This is a genomic window from Stenotrophomonas maltophilia (assembly GCF_047497515.2).
GTDB lineage: Bacteria > Pseudomonadota > Gammaproteobacteria > Xanthomonadales > Xanthomonadaceae > Stenotrophomonas.
On the sequence record NZ_JAXAXL020000005.1, the window covers coordinates 23,609 to 47,002 of the forward strand.

Annotated in this window: 23 protein-coding genes and 1 tRNA gene; 8 read left to right on the forward strand and 16 right to left on the reverse strand. The window is 66.1% G+C overall.

Features of this window, described 5'->3' with window-relative positions; genetic code table 11:
• The first annotated feature begins 574 nt into the window (after window positions 1–574).
• Complete coding sequence (locus ACMZPQ_RS09805; protein ID WP_197580977.1) at window positions 575–976, forward strand: hypothetical protein; 402 nt, start codon at window positions 575–577, stop codon at window positions 974–976.
• Between the two features lie 169 nt (window positions 977–1,145).
• On the opposite strand, the gene ACMZPQ_RS09810 is transcribed toward ACMZPQ_RS09805, so the two are convergent.
• Both ACMZPQ_RS09810 and ACMZPQ_RS09815 read right to left on the reverse strand, forming a co-directional pair.
• On the reverse strand, window positions 1,146–1,448 hold the full coding sequence (locus tag ACMZPQ_RS09810; RefSeq protein ID WP_004136950.1) for an addiction module antidote protein: 303 nt from the start codon (window positions 1,446–1,448) through the stop codon (window positions 1,146–1,148).
• A gap of 58 nt (window positions 1,449–1,506) precedes the next feature.
• Window positions 1,507–1,719 carry a type II toxin-antitoxin system RelE/ParE family toxin gene (locus ACMZPQ_RS09815; RefSeq protein ID WP_197580978.1) on the reverse strand — a complete coding sequence of 71 codons (213 nt, stop codon included), beginning with the start codon at window positions 1,717–1,719 and terminating at the stop codon, window positions 1,507–1,509.
• Between the two features lie 928 nt (window positions 1,720–2,647).
• Between ACMZPQ_RS09815 and ACMZPQ_RS09820 the strand changes: the two genes are divergently transcribed.
• Complete coding sequence (locus tag ACMZPQ_RS09820) at window positions 2,648–4,294, forward strand: hypothetical protein (RefSeq protein WP_197580979.1); 1,647 nt, start codon at window positions 2,648–2,650, stop codon at window positions 4,292–4,294.
• Window positions 4,295–4,673: 379 nt separating this feature from the next.
• Here ACMZPQ_RS09820 and ACMZPQ_RS09825 read toward each other — a convergent pair.
• From ACMZPQ_RS09825 to birA, 4 genes are all read right to left on the reverse strand, one after another.
• A tRNA-Thr gene (locus ACMZPQ_RS09825) sits at window positions 4,674–4,749 on the reverse strand.
• 40 nt (window positions 4,750–4,789) lie between these two features.
• The gene (locus ACMZPQ_RS09830) at window positions 4,790–5,614 is read right to left on the reverse strand and encodes an SPOR domain-containing protein (protein ID WP_197580980.1); all 825 of its coding nucleotides are present in this window, start codon (window positions 5,612–5,614) and stop codon (window positions 4,790–4,792) included.
• Between the two features lie 9 nt (window positions 5,615–5,623).
• Window positions 5,624–6,355, reverse strand: a complete 732-nt coding sequence (locus tag ACMZPQ_RS09835; protein WP_197580981.1) for a type III pantothenate kinase — start codon at window positions 6,353–6,355, stop codon at window positions 5,624–5,626.
• Window positions 6,352–7,320 carry a bifunctional biotin--[acetyl-CoA-carboxylase] ligase/biotin operon repressor BirA gene (gene birA, locus ACMZPQ_RS09840; RefSeq protein ID WP_197580982.1) on the reverse strand — a complete coding sequence of 323 codons (969 nt, stop codon included), beginning with the start codon at window positions 7,318–7,320 and terminating at the stop codon, window positions 6,352–6,354. The genes ACMZPQ_RS09835 and birA overlap by 4 nt, the downstream gene beginning before the upstream one ends.
• Window positions 7,321–7,464: 144 nt before the next feature.
• On the opposite strand from birA, the gene ACMZPQ_RS09845 reads away from it, so the two are divergent.
• Window positions 7,465–7,743, forward strand: a complete 279-nt coding sequence (locus ACMZPQ_RS09845; RefSeq protein ID WP_197580983.1) for a hypothetical protein — start codon at window positions 7,465–7,467, stop codon at window positions 7,741–7,743.
• Window positions 7,710–8,501 (forward strand): M90 family metallopeptidase, encoded by a 792-nt coding sequence (locus ACMZPQ_RS09850; RefSeq protein ID WP_197580984.1) that lies wholly within the window; start codon window positions 7,710–7,712, stop codon window positions 8,499–8,501. Before ACMZPQ_RS09845 ends, ACMZPQ_RS09850 begins: the two co-directional genes overlap by 34 nt.
• Before the next feature lie 121 nt (window positions 8,502–8,622).
• On the opposite strand, the gene ACMZPQ_RS09855 is transcribed toward ACMZPQ_RS09850, so the two are convergent.
• The 4 genes from ACMZPQ_RS09855 to dusA form a co-directional block, all read right to left on the reverse strand.
• The gene (locus tag ACMZPQ_RS09855; RefSeq protein WP_197580985.1) at window positions 8,623–10,047 is read right to left on the reverse strand and encodes an ATP-binding protein; all 1,425 of its coding nucleotides are present in this window, start codon (window positions 10,045–10,047) and stop codon (window positions 8,623–8,625) included.
• 25 nt (window positions 10,048–10,072) lie between these two features.
• Entirely contained in the window at window positions 10,073–10,756 is a 684-nt protein-coding gene (locus ACMZPQ_RS09860) for a response regulator transcription factor (protein ID WP_004136763.1), read from the reverse strand.
• Between the two features lie 72 nt (window positions 10,757–10,828).
• Window positions 10,829–11,203, reverse strand: coding sequence for a hypothetical protein (locus ACMZPQ_RS09865; RefSeq protein ID WP_005407693.1), 375 nt, complete (start codon window positions 11,201–11,203; stop codon window positions 10,829–10,831).
• Window positions 11,204–11,416: 213 nt separating this feature from the next.
• Window positions 11,417–12,448, reverse strand: coding sequence for a tRNA dihydrouridine(20/20a) synthase DusA (gene dusA / locus ACMZPQ_RS09870; protein ID WP_197580986.1), 1,032 nt, complete (start codon window positions 12,446–12,448; stop codon window positions 11,417–11,419).
• A gap of 36 nt (window positions 12,449–12,484) precedes the next feature.
• Between dusA and ACMZPQ_RS09875 the strand changes: the two genes are divergently transcribed.
• Window positions 12,485–12,799, forward strand: a complete 315-nt coding sequence (locus ACMZPQ_RS09875; protein ID WP_197580987.1) for an addiction module antidote protein — start codon at window positions 12,485–12,487, stop codon at window positions 12,797–12,799.
• A gap of 56 nt (window positions 12,800–12,855) precedes the next feature.
• Here the strand turns inward: ACMZPQ_RS09875 and ACMZPQ_RS09880 are convergent, their stop codons facing one another.
• Complete coding sequence (locus tag ACMZPQ_RS09880) at window positions 12,856–14,310, reverse strand: SulP family inorganic anion transporter (RefSeq protein ID WP_414485959.1); 1,455 nt, start codon at window positions 14,308–14,310, stop codon at window positions 12,856–12,858.
• Window positions 14,311–14,541: 231 nt separating this feature from the next.
• On the opposite strand from ACMZPQ_RS09880, the gene ACMZPQ_RS09885 reads away from it, so the two are divergent.
• Window positions 14,542–15,498 carry a cation diffusion facilitator family transporter gene (locus tag ACMZPQ_RS09885; protein ID WP_197581009.1) on the forward strand — a complete coding sequence of 319 codons (957 nt, stop codon included), beginning with the start codon at window positions 14,542–14,544 and terminating at the stop codon, window positions 15,496–15,498.
• A 111-nt stretch (window positions 15,499–15,609) separates the two neighbouring features.
• Window positions 15,610–16,035, forward strand: a complete 426-nt coding sequence (locus ACMZPQ_RS09890; protein WP_005411948.1) for an organic hydroperoxide resistance protein — start codon at window positions 15,610–15,612, stop codon at window positions 16,033–16,035.
• A 150-nt stretch (window positions 16,036–16,185) separates the two neighbouring features.
• On the opposite strand, the gene mmsB is transcribed toward ACMZPQ_RS09890, so the two are convergent.
• The 5 genes from mmsB to ACMZPQ_RS09915 are packed head-to-tail and all read right to left on the reverse strand — an operon-like array spanning window position 16,186 to window position 21,725.
• A complete protein-coding gene (gene mmsB, locus ACMZPQ_RS09895) occupies window positions 16,186–17,076 on the reverse strand; it encodes a 3-hydroxyisobutyrate dehydrogenase (RefSeq protein WP_197580989.1) in 891 nt (296 codons plus the stop codon).
• Window positions 17,073–18,248, reverse strand: coding sequence for an enoyl-CoA hydratase/isomerase family protein (locus ACMZPQ_RS09900; protein WP_197580990.1), 1,176 nt, complete (start codon window positions 18,246–18,248; stop codon window positions 17,073–17,075). Before ACMZPQ_RS09900 ends, mmsB begins: the two co-directional genes overlap by 4 nt.
• Window positions 18,245–19,042, reverse strand: coding sequence for an enoyl-CoA hydratase (locus ACMZPQ_RS09905; RefSeq protein WP_197580991.1), 798 nt, complete (start codon window positions 19,040–19,042; stop codon window positions 18,245–18,247). The genes ACMZPQ_RS09900 and ACMZPQ_RS09905 overlap by 4 nt, the downstream gene beginning before the upstream one ends.
• The gene (locus ACMZPQ_RS09910) at window positions 19,039–20,193 is read right to left on the reverse strand and encodes an acyl-CoA dehydrogenase family protein (protein WP_495495832.1); all 1,155 of its coding nucleotides are present in this window, start codon (window positions 20,191–20,193) and stop codon (window positions 19,039–19,041) included. Before ACMZPQ_RS09910 ends, ACMZPQ_RS09905 begins: the two co-directional genes overlap by 4 nt.
• Before the next feature lie 26 nt (window positions 20,194–20,219).
• Complete coding sequence (locus tag ACMZPQ_RS09915) at window positions 20,220–21,725, reverse strand: CoA-acylating methylmalonate-semialdehyde dehydrogenase (protein ID WP_197580993.1); 1,506 nt, start codon at window positions 21,723–21,725, stop codon at window positions 20,220–20,222.
• Window positions 21,726–21,840: 115 nt separating this feature from the next.
• On the opposite strand from ACMZPQ_RS09915, the gene ACMZPQ_RS09920 reads away from it, so the two are divergent.
• The gene (locus tag ACMZPQ_RS09920; RefSeq protein ID WP_197580994.1) at window positions 21,841–23,208 is read left to right on the forward strand and encodes a helix-turn-helix domain-containing protein; all 1,368 of its coding nucleotides are present in this window, start codon (window positions 21,841–21,843) and stop codon (window positions 23,206–23,208) included.
• Window positions 23,209–23,394 lie beyond the last annotated feature (186 nt).

The window sequence follows — 23,394 nt, forward strand, 5'->3', positions numbered from 1 at the left end:
GCCACTGCCCCGCCACACACGTGAGCGCGAACAGGCGCTCGTAACGCAGCGCAAGTCCTCCAGCGGGCCACTTTTTTGCGCCCTGGCCGCTTATGATGATGGGGTAGAAGTTTCAGGCTGGAAGTTAAGCTGGCTTTACACGCCATTTCGCCCTGCCCGCAGGTGCCTGCGTAGCTGCGCGCCATTTCCAAGCGAATCCGTGCGATGCGCGATATGTCGTTTTTGACATGCAAATGCGCGAAACAGGCCAATCGCGATAATTCATTTTTCCTTTCAGATCACACGATGCCATCGGAACAAACGACTGGTAGGCGGTGATTTGCCGTGTGCATGATGAATCGCCCCCTGCAAAGGTGGCCGGGACTTCCAAGCCCGTTTAATCGAAGCTGTATACGCTTGCCAGCCGGCGCCGTCTTCCCAAGAGCGGCGTCGGCTGGCAATCCGTTCGCCGATCGACGGCGGGCGGTGCGTGGGGGCCCCGTGCCCACCGGCTCATCGATTACCGGTCTTGGAAGCCACGCATCGCCTGCCACCCTCTTCCGGTGGCACCTCTGTTCCTGCCGAGGATGCCCGCATGTCCAAGACGCTCTATCCGTACCTGACCGCCACGCTGGGCGACGCCGCCCTGCACCTGCCGCTGGAGTTGGCGCAGCCCCTGGAAGCCGCCTTCGCCGCGGCAAACGATGCGCCCGCGCCCATCAACCTTCCCGCCTGCCTGCGGCACATCCAGGCCGGCGATGCCGCCGACGGACAGCCGTGGCAGGGGCCGGCCAGCTCGCCCGGGCAAGCGGTGGCCGCCGCGCGCAGGGATCGTGCCGCAGTGGGTCTGGTGTCGGTGCTGGAGCTGTATCACGCCGCCGAGCGCGTTCGCGTGGATGGGGAAGAGAAAGACGATATCGGCGATGGCACGCGCGAGGGGCTGATGCTGGCCTGCCGGGGGTTGGCGGAGTATGTGGCGTTGCAGGTACGTAGCTGAGGCTGCGTTGGCAGTGTCAGCCGCGTTGATCGAAGGATCTGCCCACGTCATGCATTGAGCTGACTCACCGGCTTGGGACGAAGAAACCGCCGAAAGGCGGTTTTTTCATGTTCGTTCCACCGCCTTTGCGACCGGCGGCGCGCCGACGCATCAAGATCGGCGCGTGTGCTTATGCTGCGCTGGCATGCAGGCGTACACCCAGGGCGCGGGTCACTTTGAGGATGGTCGCGAAATCAGGGCTGCGCTCGCCCGACAGTGCGCGATACAGGCTCTCACGCGACAGGCCCGCCGCACGTGCGACCTTGCTCATCCCCTGGGCGCGCGCGATATCGCCAAGTGCCTTGGCAATGAACGCAGAATCGCCATCGCTTTCTTCGATGCAGGCATCGAGATAGGCCGCCATCTCCTCCGGTGTGCGAAGGTGCTCGGCCACGTCAAATGCTTTGAGTTCGACTTTCTTCTTGATGGCCATGATGGGACAGCTCCAGTACTTCGGTAGTGAGTCGTTTCACCTACAGCCCGTTCGACGCCTACAAGGCACGCGCAATCTCCCTGGCCTTCTCGATGTCGCGTTGCTGCGTACCCTTGTCGCCGCCAGCCAGCAGAATCACCCACTGCCTGCCGCGCAGGGTGTAGTACACGCAGTAACCCGGTCCCACATCGATGCGCAGTTCGGAAACGCCATCGGCCAGATAGCGGTGATCGCCCAGATGGCTTTCGCTGAGCCGACCGATACGGGCCATCGGTACGAGCAAACTCGGTTACGTGCTTGAGAGAACAAAGCAATCTTCTCTAATCTATGGAAAACCTCAAAGACCCAACCATGCACAGCGCCAACTCACTAATGAATATACTCGCTTGGCTCAGCGTTACCGTCACCATTCTGGCGATCACCATCATCTTGGGAAGGTTCTATCCACCACAGCTGCTAGCCGCATTCGGCCTGGGCTGCACGTTTCTTGGATTATCTGCCTCATTCGTGTCGGCATACACAGCGTCTAGACGAGCGCGGAAAGTAGAACACATGTCACCAAAGGATTTTTTACCACAAGAGCCTGCTCCTAGTGCCACTTTTGTTGACGAGTCCGGAATCATGGGCCAGCCCCCGCCAAGCCTGGATTCACTTAGCGCTCGACTCGACCAGCTAAAGAGCAGAGTCAACATTCTCCACTCGACTACTGAAAAGAGATTTGCGTTCTCCGATAGACGACATGATGCGATACTCGCGGTACTGCGGCATCAGCGGGAGGTGCTGATCCCCTTGGCGGCTGCCTCAACGTCTAGATACGTGTATTTCTCGTGTTGGCTAACGTTATACGGGGCAGTGCTTTTGGCTTTCCCCATCTGGATCAGCCAAGTCATCTCCGAAGTGAGCAATTCTGCGATCTACGTTTTCGGCGAGCTGCACCGCGTTTTGTGGCTGTAGTCATCGAGGATCTGCTGGCGCGTTTATAGAACCATCGCCATAGGGCAAGCGGGAGCTTAGGAGCCACGGATAACGTCATACAGGGGTGGGAATCCTGCAGGGGTTTCAGAAAAGGCAACCCATGGGTCTGACCGCAAGACGAGTAGATACGCCGGCTTGTGCGCGCGGAGATTCACACCTAACCTGAATGACGTTTGCGCTGCCTACGCAGGGCAACTGACATGCTCACCGGAAGGAGCCTCGTAATGACCGCAGAGTCCACGCTCGTTCGCTTGATTTCCTCGCCACAACCGCGAGCAGTAGCTCTGATTGGAGGCTGGGGGCGAGGTAAGACCCATTTGTGGCGCAACCTAGTCGAGTCCACGCCACACCAACCGCGTGCCAAGTACAGCTATGTGTCTCTCTTCGGAGTCAACAGTCTCGAAGATTTGAAGCTGGCGATCTTTCAGCGGGAGATCGACGCAGGCCCTCCGCTGGCCGAGCCGACTTGGTGGGAACGGATAAAATCAAAAGTGTCCGGGCGAGCCATTGTTGAATCCGCGACGCAGATCGAGAACCCTTGGCTAAACAACCTAAACGCGCTCTACAGAACGATTGCTTTCTCTCAAGTGAGAGAGCGACTCATCTGCCTGGATGACCTCGAAAGAAGGGGGAAAGATCTCAATCTGGAAGAAGTTTTGGGTTTAGTAACCTTCCTATGCGAAGAGCGGCAATGCGCTGTCGTGCTGATCTTGAATGACACCACTATGGACGGCATCGATGATTGGAACAAATACCGAGAGAAGGTTTTCAATGCAGAAGTGACATATCGCCCATCAAGTGAAATGTGCATCGACATAATTCTAGGAACCGACGTTCAGAATGAATGGTACAGAGGCGCGCGCCACGTTCTGATGCAACTGGACGTAAGTAACATGCGCATCATGACCCGTGTAAAGGACGCAATTGCACCCCTCACCGAACTATTTCCAGCTGCATCGGGCCCGACTCAGTTCCAGATCGGCGCAACGCTGGCTCTGTACGTGTACTGCCACAACGCCTCGGGAGAGGGAGCTCCGCCCATGGATCGAGCACTTGCTCACAATCGATTCGCGTTCGCGATGAGCGATGGTGAGCACACTGAGGAAGAGAAACGATGGGAGGCCATTCTGAGCAAGGTTGACTTCTACCCGGACGAGCTTGATCTCGCGGTGACGGCCTACGTCCGGGACGGCTATCCTGACGTTGCAGCGTTCACTGCCCAAGTCGCTCGAATGGAATCTGCGCATCAAGCAAACAGCGCAGACCAAGCTTTCACTTTGGCATGGGAGTCCTATCACAACTCGTTCGACGACAATTCAGAAGATGTCATTGCCAAGTTCGCCGAGGCGTTCCCAGCAGCAGCTTCGACCATGCACGCAATGAACGCGAATTCTTCGATTGCGCTGATGAGGCAGCTGGGGCAGGATCAGCTTGCCGATGCCTTCATCGCAAACTGGATCGCCCCGCGTCGGGGCGCGCGGCGGCGGGAGCTCTCTCTGCATGAGGCTCAGATCTTCGGCCCGCTTACCGACGCAGGGTTCATTAGTGCATTGGACCTAGCGGAGCGAGAGGAAACTACCGAGCCCGACTTGGACGAAGCCTTGGATACCGTAGCCCGAGGCCAAGGCTCGCTTGACCGAGCGCTCCATACGATCTCCCGCTCGGACCTTGAGGAGGTAGTTCATTGGTTTGAACGTAATCCGGGTCGAACGTCTAGAACCTTTATCACTACTAGCATGCAATTTCAGGGTGGTGAACACGTGGCCGTTGCGCAACGCCGAATCCGCAGTGCGCTTGAAACGCTTGCCGAACGGTCTCCCATCAATTCGGTACGAGTATCAGCCATACTCAGGGCCATTGATGGCTATTGACTTCGCTTGGAATTTCGATGAAGTCGAACCCTTGCATGGTTCAGAAGCGCCCAGCTGTGGCCGCATGCCATCCGGCTTATCTCAGATCCGATACCGCGCCGCGTGAAACACGCGCACTGTAGGATTTCGGCCCTGGGCGGCAGCCGACGCCAGTCATTTAATAGCAGCGCCTGAGCGTCATCCTTCCTCATGCGGAAGTATTGGGCCGGTCATAGGCGAATCCATGTCAGATGGAATTTCTAGTCCCATTCATGGTCGGCGAAGTCCTCGTGGGCGTGGCAATCGTGCTTCAATGCGGGCTAAGCCACACGAGCAGCACACCGCGCTAGCCTTCTTCGTTGAAACATCCATTTTCAATGGCGTTTCAGCAAATCCCAAGTGGTGCCGCTTATCCGAATCGAACGGATGACCTACTGTTTACAAGACAGTTGCTCTACCAACTGAGCTAAAGCGGCAAGGATGGATCACCGGCGGCAGTGCCGCGGTCCGGGGATTCTAGCGCAACCGCGTGCATTCCAGCGACCGGCTCTGGGCCGCGCCGCTGCGCTGCTGGGCCTGGGCCGGCTGCGTGCCCGCCGCCAGCTGGCCTTCCAGCCACCATTGGCCGGCGTCGCCGCTGGCCACCAGGCGCGGTTGGAAGCCGGCGGCCTGCACCGCTGCCATGCGCCGCTCGGCACCTTCGCGGTTGCGGTACTGGCCCAGTGCCACGGCGTTGATGTCCTCGCCCTGGCTGATGATGTAGTAGTCGCTCAGGCCGGCGGCGACGATGCGCTTCACCGTGGCCTGCGCTTCTTCCCGGTTGGCGGCAGCCGGCAGCAGCACACGATAGCGGGCACTGCCGCTGGCAGCGGGCTGTTCGCGCAGGCGCACCTGGCTGATGGCGTTGCCGGCCTTGCCCTGCGCGGCGGTCGCCGCGGCGCGGTCGGCAAACGGGCCCAGTGCAACGCAGCGCGGCGGTTCCGGGGCCGCAGGCGGGGTCGCGGGCTTCTCAGGTGCCGGGGTCGGCGCGGGTGGCGTCACCGGCTTGGCCGTTGCGGCAACAGGCGTGGGCTCGGGCTTGGCCGGCACCGCAGGCGCGGGCGTCGCTGCCACCGCGGTCTTCTCGGCCGGTCCGCGCTCCATCAGCGATGCGGTCGGGGCGGCAGCGGTGGCTTCGGCAGCGGCCGTCGCATCAGCCCCACCCGGCACCCAACGCAGTTCGGCCACGCCGGCCGGTTGCGGCGGCGGCGCAGGCGCTTGCGGCGCATCGCGCAGCAGCCACCAGCAGGCGACGCCAAGATTGAGGATGGCCAGTACGACGATCAGGGCACGGGTCAGCATGCGCGGATACTAGCCTGCGGGCTGGTGCACCGCCCAGCGGGCGAGGCCATCCAGCACCAGCGAGGGGTGGTAGTCGGCGCCGGGCAGCAGCGGCATCAGCGCCGGTGCGCCCCCCCCGTGCACCAGCAGCGACGGTGCCACGCCCAGCAGCGCGTGCGCCTGCTGCGCGCTGCGTTCGACCAGCGCCACCGCGGCGCCATCGCAGCCGGAGGCCAGCGCGTCGGCGGTGTCGTTGGCGAATTCGCTGTAGTCGCCGCCGGTGGCCGGCAGCTGCACCGCACGCGCATGCAGCGCTTCGCGCATGGTGGTGGGCGATGCGGAGATACGGCCGCCATGGTGCTGGCCCTCGGCGTCGAGCAGGTCAATCGTCAACGCAGTGCCCACGCCAACCACCAGCACCGGGCACTGCGCCTTGGCCGCAGCCAGCAGGGCCAGGAAGCGGTCAACACCGAACTTTTCCGGCTTGGCATAGGCAATGCGCACGCCGGCACACTCGGCGCTGGTGCGCACCACGTGCACGTGTTCGAAGCGGCGCTGCAGCTGGTCCAGCATGGCGCTGGTCAGCGACGGTGCGGCCACGCTGGCGACGAACGCGGTGGTGCCGCTGGGCAGGCTGTGCGGCGGCTGCCCGGCCATGCCTTCGGCGCCATGCGCCCAGGCCTGCACATCGCCAGCGCGATCACCCTGCAACGGCGCGAACTTGAAGCGCGAGTTGCCCAGGTCGAACAACCAATCGCTCATGCCGCCCTCACGCTGACTTCGCCGGCGTGCAGCAGGCGTTCCTGGCCATCGATGCGCACGCGCAGCGCGCCGTCATCGGCCAGGCCCAGTGCGGTGCCATGCTGCCACTGCCCTTCCAGCTCCACGCGCACTTCGCGCCCGGCCAGCATGTCGAACGCGGCGTAGCGCGGCAGGAACGGCGCCAGGCCTTCGCGATCGAATTGCTCCAGCGCCGGCAGCAGGCGCGTCAGCACTGCGGCGACCACCACGTTGCGGTCCACCGGCTTGCCGGCCAGCGTATCCAGGTCCACCCATGGCTGGGTGATCTGTTCGGCGAACGCGGGCGGCATGTGCGTGTTGATGCCGATGCCGATCACTGCGCGCGCCGGGCCGGCGTATTCGCCACCGCCTTCGGCGAGCAGGCCGACCAGTTTGCGCTTGCCATCGACAATCAGGTCGTTCGGCCACTTCAGCTGCGCCTGGGTGAACCCGAGGTCATGCAGCGCTTCGGCCACGGCGATGCCGGCCACCAGGCTCAACCCGGCCAGGCGGCCCAAGCCACCGGAGTACAGGCGCAGCACCGACAGGTAGATATGCGCGGCCAGCGGCGAGGCCCAGGTACGGCCACGACGGCCGCGGCCACCGGTCTGGCGTTCGGCCAGAAGGACGCTCACTCCGCGCTGGGGCGCGCTGCAACGCAGCAATTCGGCGTTGGTGGAGTCCACCGTCCAGGCCACCTGCAGGTCGTGCAGCAGCGGCAGAACCGCGGCAGGCAGGCCGGCGCGGATCGCGTCCGGGTCCAGCAGGTCGACCGGTCGGGTCAGGCCGTAGCCCTCGCCAGCGCGGCCCTCGACGTCTACGCCGGCAGCCCTAAGTCCTTGAATACGCTTCCAAATAGCCGCCCGGGTCTGGCCCAGCTCACGGGCCAGGGCGTCGCCGGACAGGCGACCGGCAGCGAGTTTGGCCAGCAATTGGCGATCGTCCACGGCAGCTTCCACGAAGTCAGAACGGAATTATGCGGGAAAGCCGCCAGCGACGCCTGCCACTCTGGGTTCCGCAGGGGCTTCCAACGGGGCCTCGGGTTCGGGCTAGAATCGGGAACTCACCTTCCCTTAACGTGGATGTCGTCAATGCGCCGTTATGCCCATTGCCTGATCCTGCTGACGATGCCCTTCGCGGCGTCTGCGACGGCAGCGCTGGACGACAGCCGTGGCGCCTGCGTGTCCTCCAACGGCGATGCCGCTTCGCAGCGTGCACCGACCGCGACCGCTTCGGCAGCTGCCGCCAAGCCGGCGCCGGTACGCCCGGCGGCCAACGGCAGCACCGGCGGCGGTGGCAGCGATGACGACGTGCTGCAGCGCATCCGTGCGCCGAAGTGGCACAGCTACCTGCCGGGAATGTTCCGCTGATCAAGTCGTTGCTGCGCTGGCTGCGGCCTGCGCCGCGGCCGATTGACGATGCACTTTGGGAGGACGCCTGCCGCCGCGCTGCGTGGCTGCACGGCCTGGACGACGCACGCCGCGCGCGCCTGCGGGTGCTGGCCACGCGCTTCCTGCACGAGAAGACCCTTACCCCGATCGGCGAGCTGCAGTTGCAGCCCGGCGATGGCGTGCTGCTGGCCGCGCTGTGCTGCCTGCCGCTGCTGGAGTTCGGCGAAGTGGGGCTGGAAGGCTGGTCGCAGCTGATCGTCTACCCCGATGCGTTCCGCGTGCACCGCAGCCACATGGACGCGGCCGGCGTACTGCACGAATGGGATGACGAACTGATTGGCGAATCGTGGGACAGCGGCCCGTTGATCCTGTCCTGGGCCGATGTGCAGGCCGACCTGGCCGCACCGCACGAGGGTTACTGCGTGGCCGTGCACGAGATGGTGCACAAGCTGGATGCGCTGGATGGTGCGATGGACGGCACCCCGCCGCTGCCACGCCCATGGCAGCGCGAATGGGCGGGCATTTTCCAGCGTGCCTACGATGCGTTCTGCGCGCAGGTGGATGCCGGTGAGGAAACGCTGATCGATCCGTATGCGGCCGAGGCGCCGGAAGAGTTCTTCGCAGTGGCCAGCGAGTACCACTTCTCTGCACCCGACCTTCTGCAGCAGGCGTTGCCGGAAGTGGCCGCGCAGCTGCGGCGGCTGTATGGCGAGCCGCCGAAGATCGAAATACGGTAGTGCCGGCCGCTGGCCGGCAATCTGCCACCTAAGATCTTGAGGTTGCCGGCCAGCGGCCGGCACTACCGGGACACCACGCGTTGTTGCGCCAGGCGATGCCCGGCGGACGGGAACGCGCGGTTTACGGCCCCGGCGGCAGGCGCACTTCGAAGCGGGCGCCGCCCAGTTCACTGGAACGGCCGACGGCCAGTTCGCCGCGGTAGTCCTTGATCAGGTCCTGCACGATGGACAGGCCGATGCCATGGCCCTGCACGCGCTCGTCGCCGCGCACGCCACGCTGCAGCACCTTGCCGATATCGTCCGGGGCGATGCCCGGGCCATCGTCGTCCACCGCCAGCAGCAGGCCGGCGCGGCGCGCGTTCGGGGCCGGCAGCGGCTGCGCGGTCAGCAGCACGCGGCGATTGGCCCACTTGAAGGCGTTTTCCAGCAGGTTGCCGAGCAGTTCCTGCAGATCGCCGGGTTCACCATGGAAGCGCGCGGCCGGGTCGATGTCGAATTCGCACAGCACACCCTTCGACGCGTAGACCTTTTCCAGGCCGCGCACGATTTCCTCGGCGTTGGATTCGATCGGCAGGGGCGCGGAGAACAGCTTGTGGCCCGACGACGCCGCGCGCGCCAGCTGGTACGAGACCAGGTTGTTCATGCGCTGCAGCTGCACGTCCAGTTCCTCGCGCAGCGCGCCATCACCGGCACCGCTGTCCATCTGCGTGCGCAGCACCGCGATCGGCGTCTTCAGGCTGTGCGCCAGGTCGGCCAGGGTGTTGCGCTGGCGCTCCAGGTTCTCGCGCTCACTCTCGATGAAGGCATTGATGCTGTCGGTCAGCGGCTCCAGCTCGCGCGGATGGCGCTCACTCATGCGCGCGGTCTCGCCACGCTGCACCTTGGTCAGCTCGGTGATCACGCGGCGCAGCGGGCGCAGGCTCCACTGCAGGATGACGGTCTGCAGCAGCAGCAGGATCAGGCCGATGCCGCCCAGGTAGAACCAGACGCGGCCGCGGAAGACACGCAGCTGCGCACCCAGCGCGCGCGAGTCTTCCATCACGTAGATGGTGTACGGGAATTCGGTGGCCGGATCGGCGTCGGCATCCCACACCAGGCCCAGGCCATAGCGGTACACCGAACCCTGGCTGCCATCGATCTGGATCATCGGCAGCGGGCCTTCGAATACTTCCTGGCGCGGGGCCAGCAGGCCGCCGCCCACGGTGGGCAGCATGGGGCCTTCGGCGGACATTGAATTGCCCTTGCCGTCAGGCATCACTACCTGCAGGTACAGGCCACTGCCGGGTACGTCGAAGCGCGGATCCGGCGGCTGCTCGCGGATGTACAGCGAGCGGTCGCGGGTGAAGTCGATGCCGGCCGCATAGGCCGTGGCGTAGTTCTTCAGGCGCTCACGCAGGTTCGCCTTCGCCGTATCGGCGAAGGCGGCGTCGAGCGCGTAGCCGGCCAGGGCCAGGAACGCGACCAGGCCCACGGAAGCGGCGAGCATCTGGCGCGCCTGCAGAGAGCGCGGCCGCCAGCGTCGGAAGAACCACAGACGGCCGGACATCGTGTTATCGCCAGGGTGAGCCGGCTCAGCCCTCGTTGCGCGGAATCGCGAAACGGTAGCCGCGACCGCGCACGGTCTCGATCGGCTTCAGTTCGCCATCAGGGTCCAGCTTCTTGCGCAGGCGGCCGATGAAGACTTCCAGCACGTTCGAGTCGCGGTCGAAGTCCTGCTGGTAGATGTGCTCGGTGAGGTCGGCCTTGGAGACCAGTTCACCGGCATGCATCATCAGGTACTCCAGCACCTTGTACTCGTAGCTGGTCAGGTCGACATTGCTGCCGGCGACGCTGACGGTCTGCGCGGCGAGATCCAGGGCGACCGGGCCGCATTCCAGGGTCGGCTTGCTCCAGCCTGCAGCGCGGCGCAGCAGCGCGTTGACGCGGGCCAGCAGCTCTTCGACGTGGAACGGCTTGACCAGGTAATCGTCGGCACCCTGCTTCAGGCCCTCGACCTTGTCCTGCCAGCTCGAACGCGCGGTCAGGATCAGCACCGGGAACTTCTTGCCTTCGTCACGCAGGGCCTTGATCAGCTCCATGCCCGACATCTTGGGCAGTCCGAGGTCGATGATGCCGACATCGAACGGAACTTCGCGGCCCATGTAGAGGCCTTCCTCGCCGTCCTGCGCAGCATCGACGGCAAAGCCTTCGCGCTTGAGCCGGGCTGCCAGGGTCTCACGCAGCGGGGCTTCGTCTTCGACCAGAAGGATACGCATGAACTCTCCCTAGTGTCCTGGGTGTGGCCCGGAGGCCTGTGGGTACGGGTTGATGGCGACAACTATCCCTGTTCAGGGGTTATCGCCGCGTAGTGATGACATATCCGACCGCGGCGTGCGCGGCTGTGAACGCGACGGGGCGGGGTCGTCCATGTAGCGGACCCGGCCCCGGTCGTCCATGTATTTCACCCGGTTGATGTCACGACCATCGAACGGCACCCGCTCGGCACCGAGGATGTGGCCCCCGGTGGTGCGCTGCACGCGGCGCACGGCATCGGACAGCGAACGCTCGTCGCCACGGCCACCGCGCTCGCCCCGCTCCATCATCTCCGCGCGCCCCTGGTCGCCACGCGGCGGCTGTTGCGCCAGCGCCGAAGACAACGGCGCAGCCGCCAGCACCACGCAGGTGGCCAGGGCAATGCGGCGATGGAAGGGAGCGGAAGACATCGATGCGATCCTAGCCGAGCACGGCGATTCGTTCAAAAGTCGTAAATCCGGGGACCGGGTTCGAGACCCGGCGCTTTACAAATCCTTTGCAAATTCTTGGTTTGGAGCAGTGAATCCGGTCTGAACTTTTCCGGCCCCACCGTCGTGTTGTTCAGCTAAGTGAACATTCGGGACGAATCCTCGTCCCTTGTCAAGTCAGGAATGTGACTTCGGTCACGCTGCGGCGCGATCTGCTTCGCGTTCGGTCACCGCCAGCGCCTGCTCGACCAGGGTCCAGTCGGCGCCCGGGCGGTGTGCGCCCTCGCTCAGCACCTGGCGGAATGCGCGGCCACCGGGCTGGCCGTGGAACAGGCCGAGCAGATGGCGGGTGATGTGCTTCAGCGCCAGGCCTTCGCCCAGGCGCGCTTCCACATAGGGGCGCAGCGCGCGCAGCAGATCGCCACGGGCCTGCAGCGGGGCGCCGGTGTGCAGCGCCTCCAGCTGATGCAGCAGGTAAGGGTCGTGGTAGGCCGCGCGGCCCAGCATCACGCCGTCGACGTGCGCGGCCTGTGCCTGCACCGCCTCAAGGCTGGCCAGGCCGCCGTTGAGCACCACCGGCAGCGCCGGGCGCTCCTGCTTCAGGCGATAGGCCCAGTCGTACTTCAGCGGCGGAACCTCGCGGTTCTCCTTCGGCGACAACCCCTTCAGCCACGCGTTGCGGGCGTGCACCACCACCATCGCCGCACCGGCGGCGACCTGGCGATCGACGAAGGCGGCAAATACGTCGTAATCGTTGTCTTCATCCACGCCGAGGCGGCACTTCACCGTTACCGGGATATCCACCGCATCGACCATCGCCGCCACGCACTCGGCCACCAGCACCGGCTCGCGCATCAGGCAGGCGCCGAAACGCCCAGCCTGCACGCGGTCGGAGGGGCAGCCACAGTTGAGGTTGACCTCGTCGTAGCCCCAGTCGGCGGCGATGCGCGCGGCCTGCGCCAGCAGGGCCGGATCGCTACCACCCAGCTGCAGCGCCAGCGGCTGCTCGCTGCGGTCGAAGCCGAGCAGGCGCTCGCGGTCGCCGTGGATGACCGCGTTGGCGTGCACCATCTCCGTGTACAGGCGCGCGCCCGGGGCCAGCACGCGATGGAACACGCGGCAATGGCGGTCCGTCCAGTCCATCATCGGGGCGACGGACAGGCGCAGGGAATCGGCGTAACGGGCGGTGGCGGACGTCATCGGGGCGTTGATCGTGGAGACTGGCATTGCCAGTGAGATCAATAGTTTACACCGGGTGGCTGAATGGCGGCGGGGCACCCTGCGAAGACACGCTTCGATCCCGCCGACTACCTCGATGACGACGTCGCAATCGCCACCTATCTGAGCGAGGCCTTGGCAGCCGGGGATGCGGGCCACTTTCAGGAGGCACTCGGAACAGTGGCGCGCGCCCGTGGCATGAGCGGCGTTGCCGAGGTCTCCGGTCTTGGACGCGAGAGCCTGTACAAGGCACTGCGCCCCGGAGCACACCCACGCTTCGACACCGTGCAGCGGGTACTGTCAGCGCTCGGCGTGCATCTCATCGTGCAAGCCGACAAGCAACCCGCAGGCACCGCCTGATTGCCGCCGCCGTGCTCGCCGGGCATGGCCCGGCGCTACCTGGGCGCGCTGCGGACTCAATGCCCCGCGCGCGCGCCACCCACCTGCTCGATCAACGTCTGGCTGGCGGCATTGAGCCCCACCACCGTCACCTGTGCTCCATGCGCGGCCAGTTTTTCCTGCGCGCGCTCCAATGCGGCCACGGCGGTCAGATCCCACAGATGGGCATCGCGAAGATCGATCTGCACCTTCGGCGCCACGTGCTGGTAGTCAAACGCCACACCCAGTTGCCCCGCCGAGGCGAAGAACACCTGCCCGCGCACGCGGTAGACCTGCGTGTCACCGGCATCCTCGCGTCGCACCTCCAGCATGCGGCCGACCTTGCGTGCGAAGAACAGCGCCGACAGCAGCACGCCGCTGAGCACGCCCTTGGCCAGGTCGTGGGCGGCCACGGTGACCACCACGGTCAGCAGCATCACCGCTGACGAACTACGTGGATGCGTGCGCAGGTCGCTAAGCGAGCGCCAGCTGAAGGTACCGATGCTGACCATGATCATGACCGCCACCAGCGCGGCCATCGGAATCTGCCGCACCAGGTCGCTGCCATACACCACCAGCACCAGCAGCAGCACGCCGGCCACCAGGCAGGACAGGCGCCCGCGGCCGCCGGAGGTCACGTTGATGACCGACTGGCCGATCATCGCGCAGCCAGCCATGCCGCCGAGGAAACCGGTGACCGTGTTGGCCACGCCCTGGCCGACGCATTCGCGGTTGCGCTCGCTGGGCGTTTCGGTGATGTCCTCGACGATCTGCAGCGTCATCATCGATTCAAGCAGGCCGACCACCGCCAATGTGGCTGACACCGGCAGCAGGATGCGCAGCGTTTCCCAGCTGAGCGGGACATCGGGAATGAGGAAGTGCGGCAGGCTGTCGGGCAGCTGGCCCATGTCGCCGACGCTGCGCACGTCCACGCCAAAGCCGATCACCACGGCGGTGAGCACGACGATGGCCACCAGCGGTGACGGCACGGCGCGAGTGATGCGCGGCAGCAGGTAGATGATCGCCAGCGCGGCGGCGCACAGCACATAGACGGTGGGGCCGCGGCCGATCAGCTCGGGCATCTGCGCCAGGAAGATCAGGATGGCCAGTGCGTTGACGAAGCCGGTGATGACCGAGCGCGAGACGAAGCGCATCAGCGAGTCGAGCTTGAACACGCCGGCCAGCACCTGCAGCAGGCCGGCCAGGATGCTGGCGGCGAACAGGTACTGCAGGCCGTGGTCCTTGACCAGGTCGACCATCACCAGTGCCATCGCACCGGTGGCGGCAGAGATCATGCCGGGGCGGCCGCCAGCGATGGCGGTGATCACCGCGATCGAGAACGCGGCGTACAGGCCGACCTCGGGATCGACGCCGGCGATGAGCGAAAAGGCGATGGCCTCGGGAATCAGGGCCAGGGCGACGACGATGCCGGACAGCAGGTCGCCACGGATATTGCCGAGCCATTGCTGGCGCAGGGGGTAGGACGTTTGCATGGGAAAACTCCGCGCACACGCGGGCATGGCCACGTGGCGCTGCAGTGGAAAGTCACGGGTTCCTGAGCCGGGCGGGCCGGCTGCCGATGTGCGGCAAGGGTCAGGGTGGCGTGATCACTGCAGGGCGGGGTCGATGCGTGGGAGGGGCGCAGTCTACGCCACTGCGACTGCCGGGGACAGGGTTGTCGACTTCGACGGCAGCGGAGCGTGGCTCCGCTCTACAATCGCGCCATGGCCACCGATCGCCCGCACTTCTTCGACCCCGCCACCGAACAGGGCGTGCTGCGCCTGTCGATCGCCGGTGCACTGCTGCTGGCGGTCGCCGCCGTGGTGTTCGGCCTGCTGGCCAATTCCTCGCTGATCATCTTCGACGGCATCTACGGGCTGATCGACGTGGTCATGACCTGGCTGTCGCTGCTGGTTGCACGGCTGATTGCGCTGTCCACCAACACCGATGCGCTGCAATCGCGGCTCAACCAGCGTTTCACCATGGGCTTCTGGCACCTGGAGCCGATCGTGCTGGGGGTCAGCGGCACGCTGATGATCGGCGCGGCGCTGTATGCGCTGGTCAATGCGGTGGATGCGCTGATGTCCGGTGGCCGCCACATCGCATTGGGCCCGGCGATCATCTTTGCCGGCCTGTCACTGCTGGCCGAGAGTGCGCTGGCCTGGTTCGTGCTGCGCGCCAACCGCCGCATCGGGTCGGAGTTCATCGCGCTGGATGCGAAGAACTGGGTGATCGCGGCCAGCATGTCGGCCTGCTACCTGCTCGCTTTCCTCGGCGGCGCGCTGGTGCAGGGCACGTCGTGGGCATGGGTGGGGCCGTACATCGACCCGGCCATCCTCGCCTTCGTCTGCGTACTGGTGATGATCGCCCCGCTCGGCACCGTGCGCCGGGCGCTGGCCGGCATCCTGCTGGTCACCCCGCCGGAACTGCAGACGCACGTGGATGCGGTGGCCCGCGCGATCGTGGCGAAGCATGGCTTCGTCGAGCACCGCAGCTACGTGGCGCAGGTGGGCCGCGGTGAGCAGATCGAGCTGTTCTTCGTGGTGCCGGAAAATGACCCGCCGCGGCCGCTGGTGGAATGGGACCAGCTGCGCGACGAGATCGGCGACGCGCTGGGCGAGGCCTCGCCGGACCGCTGGCTGACCATCATGTTCACCACCGACCGCGAGTGGACGCTCTAGGCCGGCAGGACGATCGATCAAATTATTCGTACGAACTGCAACCCAACGTACGCGGAAACCGGGCAAAGTAAGCTCCAACGCACCACCTACCCACCCACCAGGAGCATCCCGATGTCCATCGAAAAGGTTCTGTACACCGCCCAGGCCACCTCCACCGGCGGCCGCGAAGGCCGTTCCGTCTCCTCCGACAACGTGCTGGACATCCAGCTGTCGACCCCGCGCGAGCTGGGCGGCGCCGGTGGCCCGGGCACCAACCCGGAGCAGCTGTTCGCCGCCGGCTATTCGGCCTGCTTCCTGGGCGCGCTGAAGTTCGTGGCGGGCCAGGCCAAGGTCGCGCTGCCGGCCGACACCACCGTCACCGGCAAGGTGGGCATCGGCCAGATCCCGACCGGTTTCGGCATTGAAGCCGAGCTGACCATCAATGTGCCGGGCGTGCCGCGCGAGCAGGTGGAAGAGCTGGTGCAGAAGGCGCACATCGTCTGCCCGTACTCCAACGCCACCCGCGGCAACATCGACGTGACGCTGGTCGTTGCCTGATGCGGTGATGCCGGCCGGCGGCCGGCACTACCCGCGCGCGGGGCAGAAAAAATGGGCGGATGCCGGTCGAAACCGGGCATCCGCCCATCCCACCTTCGTTGTCCCCTAGGGGGGGCATGAGGTTGCCGGCCAGCGGCCGGCACTACCAGGTCACTTCTCGCTCGTGATGAGCTGCACGACGCTGGAGAAATCCAGCTTGCCGCGGCCGGCCTGGTGATTCATCGAGTACAGGTTGCGGGCCACTTCGCCCAGCGGGATCGAGGCACCGACACTCATCGCCGCTTCCACCGCCAGGCCCATGTCCTTCAGCATCAGATCGCTGCCGAAGCCGCCGCTGTAGCCACGCGACGCCGGGGCGTTTTCCAGCACGCCCGGCCACGGGTTGCACACTTCGGTGGCCCAGCTGCGGCCGGTGCTGACCGCCATCATCTGCGACAGCACCTTCGGGTCCAGCCCGTGTGCCACGCCCAGTGCGATGGCCTCGCCGGTGACCGCCATGATCACGCCCAGCGCCATGTTGTTGCACAGCTTGGCGACCTGGCCGGCACCGCTGGCGCCGACGTGGAAGATGTTCTTGCCCATCGCCTGCAGCACCGGGCGCGCGCGTTCCAGCGCGTCCTCTTCGCCACCGACGATGAAGGTCAGGGTGCCGGCCTGGGCACCGGCGGTACCGCCGGACACCGGCGCGTCGATCATCTGCAGGCCGCGCGCGGCGGCGGCTTCAGAGACCTTGCGGGCGCTGGCCGGCGCAATGGTGCTGCAGTCGATGACCAGCGCACCGGCCGGGATCGCGGCGAGGATGCCGTCCTCGCCCAGGTACACGCCTTCGACGTGGCGGCTGGCCGGCAGCATCGAGATCACCACCTCGGCATCGGCCAGGGTGTCACGCGCGGTGGATGCGGCGCTGGCACCGGCATCGACGGCGGCCTGCACCGCGGCCGGGACCAGATCGAACACGCGCACGGTGTGGCCGTTCTTGACCAGATTGGCGGCCATCGGGCCACCCATGTTGCCCAACCCGATGAATGCAATGCGGCTCATGCAAGGCTCCTTTCAGCAAGCGGAGTGCCCAGGTCGGCCAGCGGATGCGCGGCGTCGGCCCAGGGGGAAGCGAAGAAGGTCTCGGCCCATGCGGTGGTGGCTTCGGCCAGGGTGGCCGGGTTCCACTGCGGGTTGCGGTCCTTGTCGATCAGCAGTGCGCGGATGCCTTCGGCAAAATCGCCGTGGGCGGCGCAATGCAGCGCGGTGATGTATTCCAGCCGGTAGACGCTGGCCAGGTCCTGGCCCGCGCTGCGGCGCTGCAGTTCAAACGCCAACCGCGCCGAACCGGGTGCACCGGCGGCGAGGGTCTTCTGTGCCGCCTGCAACCACGCATCGTCGGCCTGCAGGCTACTGATGCGGTCGATGATGGCTGGCAGGTCATCGCCTTCGCACAACGCATCCACCTGCGCGGCATGGGCCAGCAGCGGGCCGGTGACGGCGTCGCTGGCGTGCGACTGCAGCAGCTGGCTCAGGCGCTCGTGGTTGTGCGCGGCATCGCCCGACCAGGCTACCTGCAGCAGCGCATCGAACACCGCACTGCGGCGTTCTTCGGCCACGTGCACATCGGCCAGGCCGGCGTAGATGGCATCGCCCGGATTGAGCAGCGCGCCGGTCAGGGCCAGGAACAGGCCCCCCTTGCCCGGTACGCGCGGCAGCAACCAGCTGCCGCCGACATCGGGGAACAGGCCCACGGTGATTTCCGGGAACGCCAGCTTGGAGCGCTCGCTGACCACGCGGTGGCTGGCGCCGGACATCAGGCCGATGCCGCCGCCCATCACGATGCCGTGGCCCCAGCACAGGATCGGCTTGGCGTAGGTGTGGATGAGGTAGTCGACGCGGTACTCGACGTCAAAGAACTCGGCAGCGTAGTCGTTCTCGCGGATGTCGCGGCGGCCGGCCTCGCGGAAGGCAGCCATGCTCTTGTACAGGCTGTGCAGGTCGCCGCCCGCGCAGAACGCCTTTTCGCCGGCGCCCTGCAGCACCACCATCGCGATGGCGTCGTCGTCGGCCCAGGCGTTCAACTGCTTCAGCAGCAGGTGCGCCATCGGCAACGAGAAACCGTTGAGCGTACGCGGCGCATTGAGCGTGGCGATGCCGATGCGCGTGCCGTTGCCGGCCACGCGCTCTTCGAACAGCACCGGTGCTTCATCGGCAACGGTGTCGGTGCTCATGCGTTCTTCCACTGCGCGGCGCGCTTTTCCAGGAACGCGGTCACGCCCTCGACCTGGTCGGCGGTGTCGAACAGATCGACGAAGGCTTCGCGCTCGGCCACCAGTGCCGAGGCATGGGTGCCGCTGCGGGTGGACTGCACCAGGGTCTTGCAGGCGGCGATGCTGGTCGGGCTCTGCTTGCCGGCCTTGTTCGCCCACTCCAGTGCCAGCGCCTTGGCTTCACCCTTGCCGACCTTTTCTTCGGCCAGGCCGATCCGCAGTGCGGTTTCAGCGTTGATGCGCTCGCCCAGCAGGATCATGCGCTTGGCCCAGCCCTCGCCGACCAGGCGCGGCAGGTTCTGGGTGCCACCGGCGCACGGCAACAGGCCGACGGTGGCCTCCGGCAGCGCGACCTGGGCGTGCTCTTCGATGATGCGCAGGTCGCAGGCCAGCGCGCATTCCAGGCCGCCGCCCATGGCGTAGCCGTTGATCGCGGCGATCGACACGCCACGGAACCCGGACAGCGCTTCGAAGGCTTCACCGAAACGGCGTGCGGCTTCGCGTGCGGCGGCCTTGTCGCCCGAGGCGAACTGGTTGAGGTCGGCACCCGCGGAGAAGAACTTCTCGCCGTCACCGGTGATCACCAGCGCGTAGATCTCGCGGTCCGCGTTGAGCGCGCCCACCAGGTCGCGCAGCGCGGCCAGGCTGTGCACGGTCCAAGTGTGTGCCGGCGGGTTGTGCAGGGTGACCACGGCGGTGTGGCCATCGGCCTCGACCTTCAGGCCCACGTGCTCCTGGGTACGCCAATCCTTCATCGCAGTTCCTCTTCGGTGTTGAGCAGGTGACGGGCAACGATCACCCGCATGATCTCGTTGGTGCCTTCCAGGATCTGGTGCACGCGGCAGTCGCGCAGCAGGCGCTCGATCGGGTATTCGCGGATGTAGCCGTAGCCACCGTGGATCTGCAGCGCTTCGTTGCAGACGTTGAAACCGGCATCGGTGGCGAAACGCTTGGCCATCGCGCACCACACGTTGGCATCGCTGGCACCGGCATCGAGCTTGCGTGCGGCGGTGTGCACCATCTGCCGTGCGGCGACCAGTTCGATGGCCATGTCGGCCAGCTTGAACTGCAGCGCCTGGAACTCGGCCAGCGCCTTGCCGAACTGGCGGCGCTCGCCCATGTAGCGGCGTGCGGCATCCAGCGAGCCCTGCGCAGCGCCCAGCGAGCAGGCGGCGATGTTGATGCGGCCACCGTCCAGCCCCTTCATCGCCAGCTTGAAGCCGCCGCCTTCCTCTCCCAGAAGGTGGCTGACCGGCACGCGGACGTTTTCAAAGGTGATGCCACGGGTGGGCTGGCTGTTCCAGCCCATCTTCTCTTCCTTGCGGCCGAAGCTGACACCCGGCAGGTCGGCCGGCACCGCAATCGCACTGACACCACCGGCACCGGCACCGCCGGTACGCGCCATCACCACCAGCAGTTCGGTGGCACCCGCGCCGGAGATGAAGGCCTTGGAGCCGTTCAGCACGAAGTGGTCGCCATCGCGCACGGCGGTGGTCTTCAGCGAGGCCGCGTCGGAACCGGCACCCGGTTCGGTCAGGCAGTAGGAAGCCAGCTTGAGGCCGGCGGCCAGATCCTGGCCCCACGCATCGCGCAGTGCCGGCTGGCCCCACTTGGACACCATCCACGAAGCCATGTTGTGGATGCTGATGTAGGCCGCGGTCGACGGATCGACGTTGGCGAGCTCCTCGATGACGACGGCGGCGTCCAGTCGGCTCAGGCCGCTGCCGCCCACTTCCGGGTCCATGTACAGGCCGCAGAAGCCCAGTTCACCGGCCTTGGCGATCGCCTCGCGCGGAAAGATGCCCTCCGCATCCCATCGCGCGGCGTGCGGCGCCAGTTCGGCCTGTGCGAAGTCGCGCGCCGCCTCGCGGTACGCCTGCTGCGCTTCTTCCAGTTCCGTCGTCATCGAGTGGCTCATGGCTGCTCCTGCCGTTACTTCAGGCTGATCGTGGTGTTGACGCCATGGCTCAGCGTTTCGTCATCGAACCAGCGCGCGGTGACCGTCTTGGTCTGGGTGTAGAACAGCACCACCTGCTTGCCGTACGGGCCCAGGTCGCCCAGCTTGGACGCACGCGAACCGGTGAACGAGAACAGCGGCACCGGCACCGGGATCGGCACGTTGATGCCGACCTGGCCGACGTCGATGTCTTCCTGGAACTTGCGCGCGGCGGCGCCGGACTGGGTGAACAGCGCGGTGCCGTTGCCGTTCGGGTTGCTGTTGACCATCGCGATGGCCTCTTCCAGCGTTTCCGCTTCGAGGATGACCAGCACCGGCCCGAAGATTTCTTCCTGGTAGATGCGCATGTCGGTGGTGACACCGGCAAAGATGGTCGGGCCGACGAAGTTGCCCTTCTCGAAGCCATCCACCTGCGGCTTGCGGCCGTCCAGCACCAGCTTGGCGCCCTGCTCCACGCCCGAGGCGATCAGGCCTTCCACGCGCTCGCGGGCGCTGCAGGAAATGACCGGGCCGACATCGGTGCCGGACACGGTGCCGCCGCTGACCTTCAGGGTCTTGGCCTTGGTGACCAGGTCCTGCACCCAGTTGCGTGCTTCACCGACCAGCACCAGGGTGGAGGCGGCCATGCAACGCTGGCCCGCGGCACCGAAGGCGGCACCCACCATCGCGTTGAGGGTCTGTTCCTTGTTGGCGTCCGGCAGCACCACGGCGTGGTTCTTGGCGCCCATCATGCACTGCACGCGCTTGCCGGCCAGCGAGGCGCGGTTGTAGACGTGGGTGCCGACACGGGTGGAACCGACGAACGACACGGCCTTGATGTCCGGGTGGTCGCAGATCGCGTTGACCACTTCCTCGCCGCCGTGGACGACGTTCAGCACGCCCTTCGGAATGCCCGCTTCCAGGGCAAGCTCGACCAGGCGCATGGTGACCATCGGGTCCTGCTCGGACGGCTTGAGGATGAAGGTGTTGCCCGTTGCAATGGCCATCGGGAACATCCACAGCGGGATCATCGCCGGGAAGTTGAACGGGGTGATGCCCGCGCACACGCCCAGCGGCTGCATGATCGTGTAGGTGTCCACGCCATTGGCCACGTTGTTGGCCAGCTCGCCCAGCTGCAGGTTGCCGATGGCGGCGGCGTGCTCGACCACTTCCAGGCCGCGGAACACATCGCCTTCGGCGTCGGGCAGGGTCTTGCCCTGTTCGGCGGTGAGGATGTGGGCCAGCTCGCTCATGTTCTCGCGGATCAGCTGCTGGTACTTCAGGAAAATGCGCGCGCGGGTGCCGATCGGGGTCTTGCGCCAGGTCTTGAAGGCTTCCTTGGCGGCGGCGACGGCGGCGTCCACTTCGCCGGTGGTGGCGAACGGCACCTGGGCCAGCACGTCCTGGGTGGCCGGATTGATTACGTCCTGCCAGTGGGAGGTGGCCGATTCAACGAACTGGCCATCGATCAGCATGCGGATACGGGGCGCTGCAACAGTCATGACGACAATCCCACGGGGTGCGAAAGATGCTTGGCATTATTCACAGCGCCCGCCTCGATTTCTGGGCTGAATCCGCTTAATCTGGCCAACACGCCAGACGATTCATGTTAATTCTGTGAATTATTCAGCCCCTCAGCGACAACTTGGCCTGCGCCTGCTGCGCCTTCGCGAACAGCGCGGCTACAGCCAGGCCGACCTGGCACGGGCGCTGGGGCTGTCGGCCAGCTACCTGAACCAGATCGAGCGCAACAAGCGCCCACTTACACCCGCGGTGCAGAAGAAGCTGGGCGAGGTATTGGGCGACGTTTCCGCGCTGTTCGACGAGGATGAGCCCGCCGCGCTGCAGGAGGCGCTCAGCGAAACCCTGCGCGACCTGGGCCTGGCCGAGGTGAGCGCGACCGAGCTGCGTGCGTTGGCCGGCAACCTGCCGCAGGTCAGCCGCGCCCTGCTCGACCTGCACCGCCGCCACCTGGCCCTGCGCGAGCATGCGGCGGCACTGGAGTTCCAGCTGGGCGAGCCCGGCGCTGGCAGCACCCTGCCGGCCGGCGACCAGGTGCGCGAGTTCTTCAACCGCATGCACAACCACATTCCCGAGCTGGATGAACTGGCCGAGCGCCTGTTCGCCGAATGGGGACTGTCCCCTGGGCACGTGGCACCGCGCCTGCGCCAGCTGCTGGCCGACCGCCATGGCGTGCTGGTGGAAGTGGCCGCACTGCAGGCCGGCCGCGAGAAGCGCCAGTTCGATGCCGGTGCGCGGCGGCTGTGGTTGCCCGATTACCTGGAGCCGGGCCAGCAGGCGTTCCAGATGGCCGCCGAACTGGCGCTGCACGGTTACCTGCCGCAGATCGATGCGGTGATCGCGCGCGCGGGCTTCCACGATGACGCGCGCATCGCGCAGGCGCGCATCGGCCTGTCGAATTACTTCGCCGGGGCGCTGGTGATGCCGTACATGCGCTTCCTGCGTGCGGCCGAGGCCAGCAGCTACGACATCGAACTGCTGGCGCATCAGTTCGGCGTCGGCTTCGAAGCGGTGTGCCATCGCTTGAGTACGCTGGCGCGACGCAGTGCGCCCGGGCTGCCGTTCTTCTTCATCCGCGTGGACCGCGCGGGCAATGTGTCCAAGCGGCATTCGGCCACCGATTTCCATTTCTCCCAGGTGGGCGGCTCGTGCCCGCTGTGGATCGTCTACGAGGCGTTCAACCAGCCCGGTCGCATCCTGACCCAGACCGCGCGCATGCCCGACGGCCGCCGCCACTTCTGGCTGGCACGGCAGGTCAGCAGTGGCCCGGTGGGCCATGGCCAACCGCGCAAGACCTTCGCGGTGGCGCTGGGCTGCGACCTGCAGCATGCGGAGCGGCTGGTGTATTCGCTGGGGCTGGATGTGCAGAGCCCGGGCAACTCGGTGTCGATCGGCCCGGGGTGCCGGGTGTGCCCGCGCGAGGACTGCATGCAGCGCGCGTTCGCGCAGTTGCCGGGGAGGTAGGGGTGGTTCGGCAGGGCTGCGCCCTGCACCTGCCGAAGCCGAAGCAACGGCAACAGCGGGCTTTCCGCGGGATGGCGGGGCGGTGTCAGATTGCGGGGACGCCGTGAACCCATCCCTGGGGGCTTGGCCGCGGCATCCATGCCGCGGACACCCCGCAACCTGACACCACCCCGCCTTCGACAGGTT

What these genes read in the sequence shown, in the direction of transcription:
- ACMZPQ_RS09900 (WP_197580990.1), bottom strand. Translation starts at nt 18,248, where the DNA reads ATGAGCACCGACACCGTTGCCGATGAAGCACCGGTGCTGTTCGAAGAG.
- ACMZPQ_RS09855 (WP_197580985.1), bottom strand. Translation starts at nt 10,047, where the DNA reads ATGTCCGGCCGTCTGTGGTTCTTCCGACGCTGGCGGCCGCGCTCTCTG.
- ACMZPQ_RS09885 (WP_197581009.1), top strand. Translation starts at nt 14,542, where the DNA reads ATGGCCACCGATCGCCCGCACTTCTTCGACCCCGCCACCGAACAGGGC.
- ACMZPQ_RS09915 (WP_197580993.1), bottom strand. Translation starts at nt 21,725, where the DNA reads ATGACTGTTGCAGCGCCCCGTATCCGCATGCTGATCGATGGCCAGTTC.
- ACMZPQ_RS09810 (WP_004136950.1), bottom strand. Translation starts at nt 1,448, where the DNA reads ATGGCCATCAAGAAGAAAGTCGAACTCAAAGCATTTGACGTGGCCGAG.
- ACMZPQ_RS09845 (WP_197580983.1), top strand. Translation starts at nt 7,465, where the DNA reads ATGCGCCGTTATGCCCATTGCCTGATCCTGCTGACGATGCCCTTCGCG.
- ACMZPQ_RS09830 (WP_197580980.1), bottom strand. Translation starts at nt 5,614, where the DNA reads ATGCTGACCCGTGCCCTGATCGTCGTACTGGCCATCCTCAATCTTGGC.
- ACMZPQ_RS09910 (WP_495495832.1), bottom strand. Translation starts at nt 20,193, where the DNA reads ATGACGACGGAACTGGAAGAAGCGCAGCAGGCGTACCGCGAGGCGGCG.
- ACMZPQ_RS09905 (WP_197580991.1), bottom strand. Translation starts at nt 19,042, where the DNA reads ATGAAGGATTGGCGTACCCAGGAGCACGTGGGCCTGAAGGTCGAGGCC.
- ACMZPQ_RS09865 (WP_005407693.1), bottom strand. Translation starts at nt 11,203, where the DNA reads ATGTCTTCCGCTCCCTTCCATCGCCGCATTGCCCTGGCCACCTGCGTG.
- ACMZPQ_RS09805 (WP_197580977.1), top strand. Translation starts at nt 575, where the DNA reads ATGTCCAAGACGCTCTATCCGTACCTGACCGCCACGCTGGGCGACGCC.
- ACMZPQ_RS09815 (WP_197580978.1), bottom strand. Translation starts at nt 1,719, where the DNA reads ATGGCCCGTATCGGTCGGCTCAGCGAAAGCCATCTGGGCGATCACCGC.
- ACMZPQ_RS09860 (WP_004136763.1), bottom strand. Translation starts at nt 10,756, where the DNA reads ATGCGTATCCTTCTGGTCGAAGACGAAGCCCCGCTGCGTGAGACCCTG.
- ACMZPQ_RS09835 (WP_197580981.1), bottom strand. Translation starts at nt 6,355, where the DNA reads ATGAGCGATTGGTTGTTCGACCTGGGCAACTCGCGCTTCAAGTTCGCG.
- ACMZPQ_RS09875 (WP_197580987.1), top strand. Translation starts at nt 12,485, where the DNA reads ATGGCGGCGGGGCACCCTGCGAAGACACGCTTCGATCCCGCCGACTAC.
- ACMZPQ_RS09890 (WP_005411948.1), top strand. Translation starts at nt 15,610, where the DNA reads ATGTCCATCGAAAAGGTTCTGTACACCGCCCAGGCCACCTCCACCGGC.
- dusA (WP_197580986.1), bottom strand. Translation starts at nt 12,448, where the DNA reads ATGCCAGTCTCCACGATCAACGCCCCGATGACGTCCGCCACCGCCCGT.
- ACMZPQ_RS09820 (WP_197580979.1), top strand. Translation starts at nt 2,648, where the DNA reads ATGACCGCAGAGTCCACGCTCGTTCGCTTGATTTCCTCGCCACAACCG.
- mmsB (WP_197580989.1), bottom strand. Translation starts at nt 17,076, where the DNA reads ATGAGCCGCATTGCATTCATCGGGTTGGGCAACATGGGTGGCCCGATG.
- ACMZPQ_RS09880 (WP_414485959.1), bottom strand. Translation starts at nt 14,310, where the DNA reads ATGCAAACGTCCTACCCCCTGCGCCAGCAATGGCTCGGCAATATCCGT.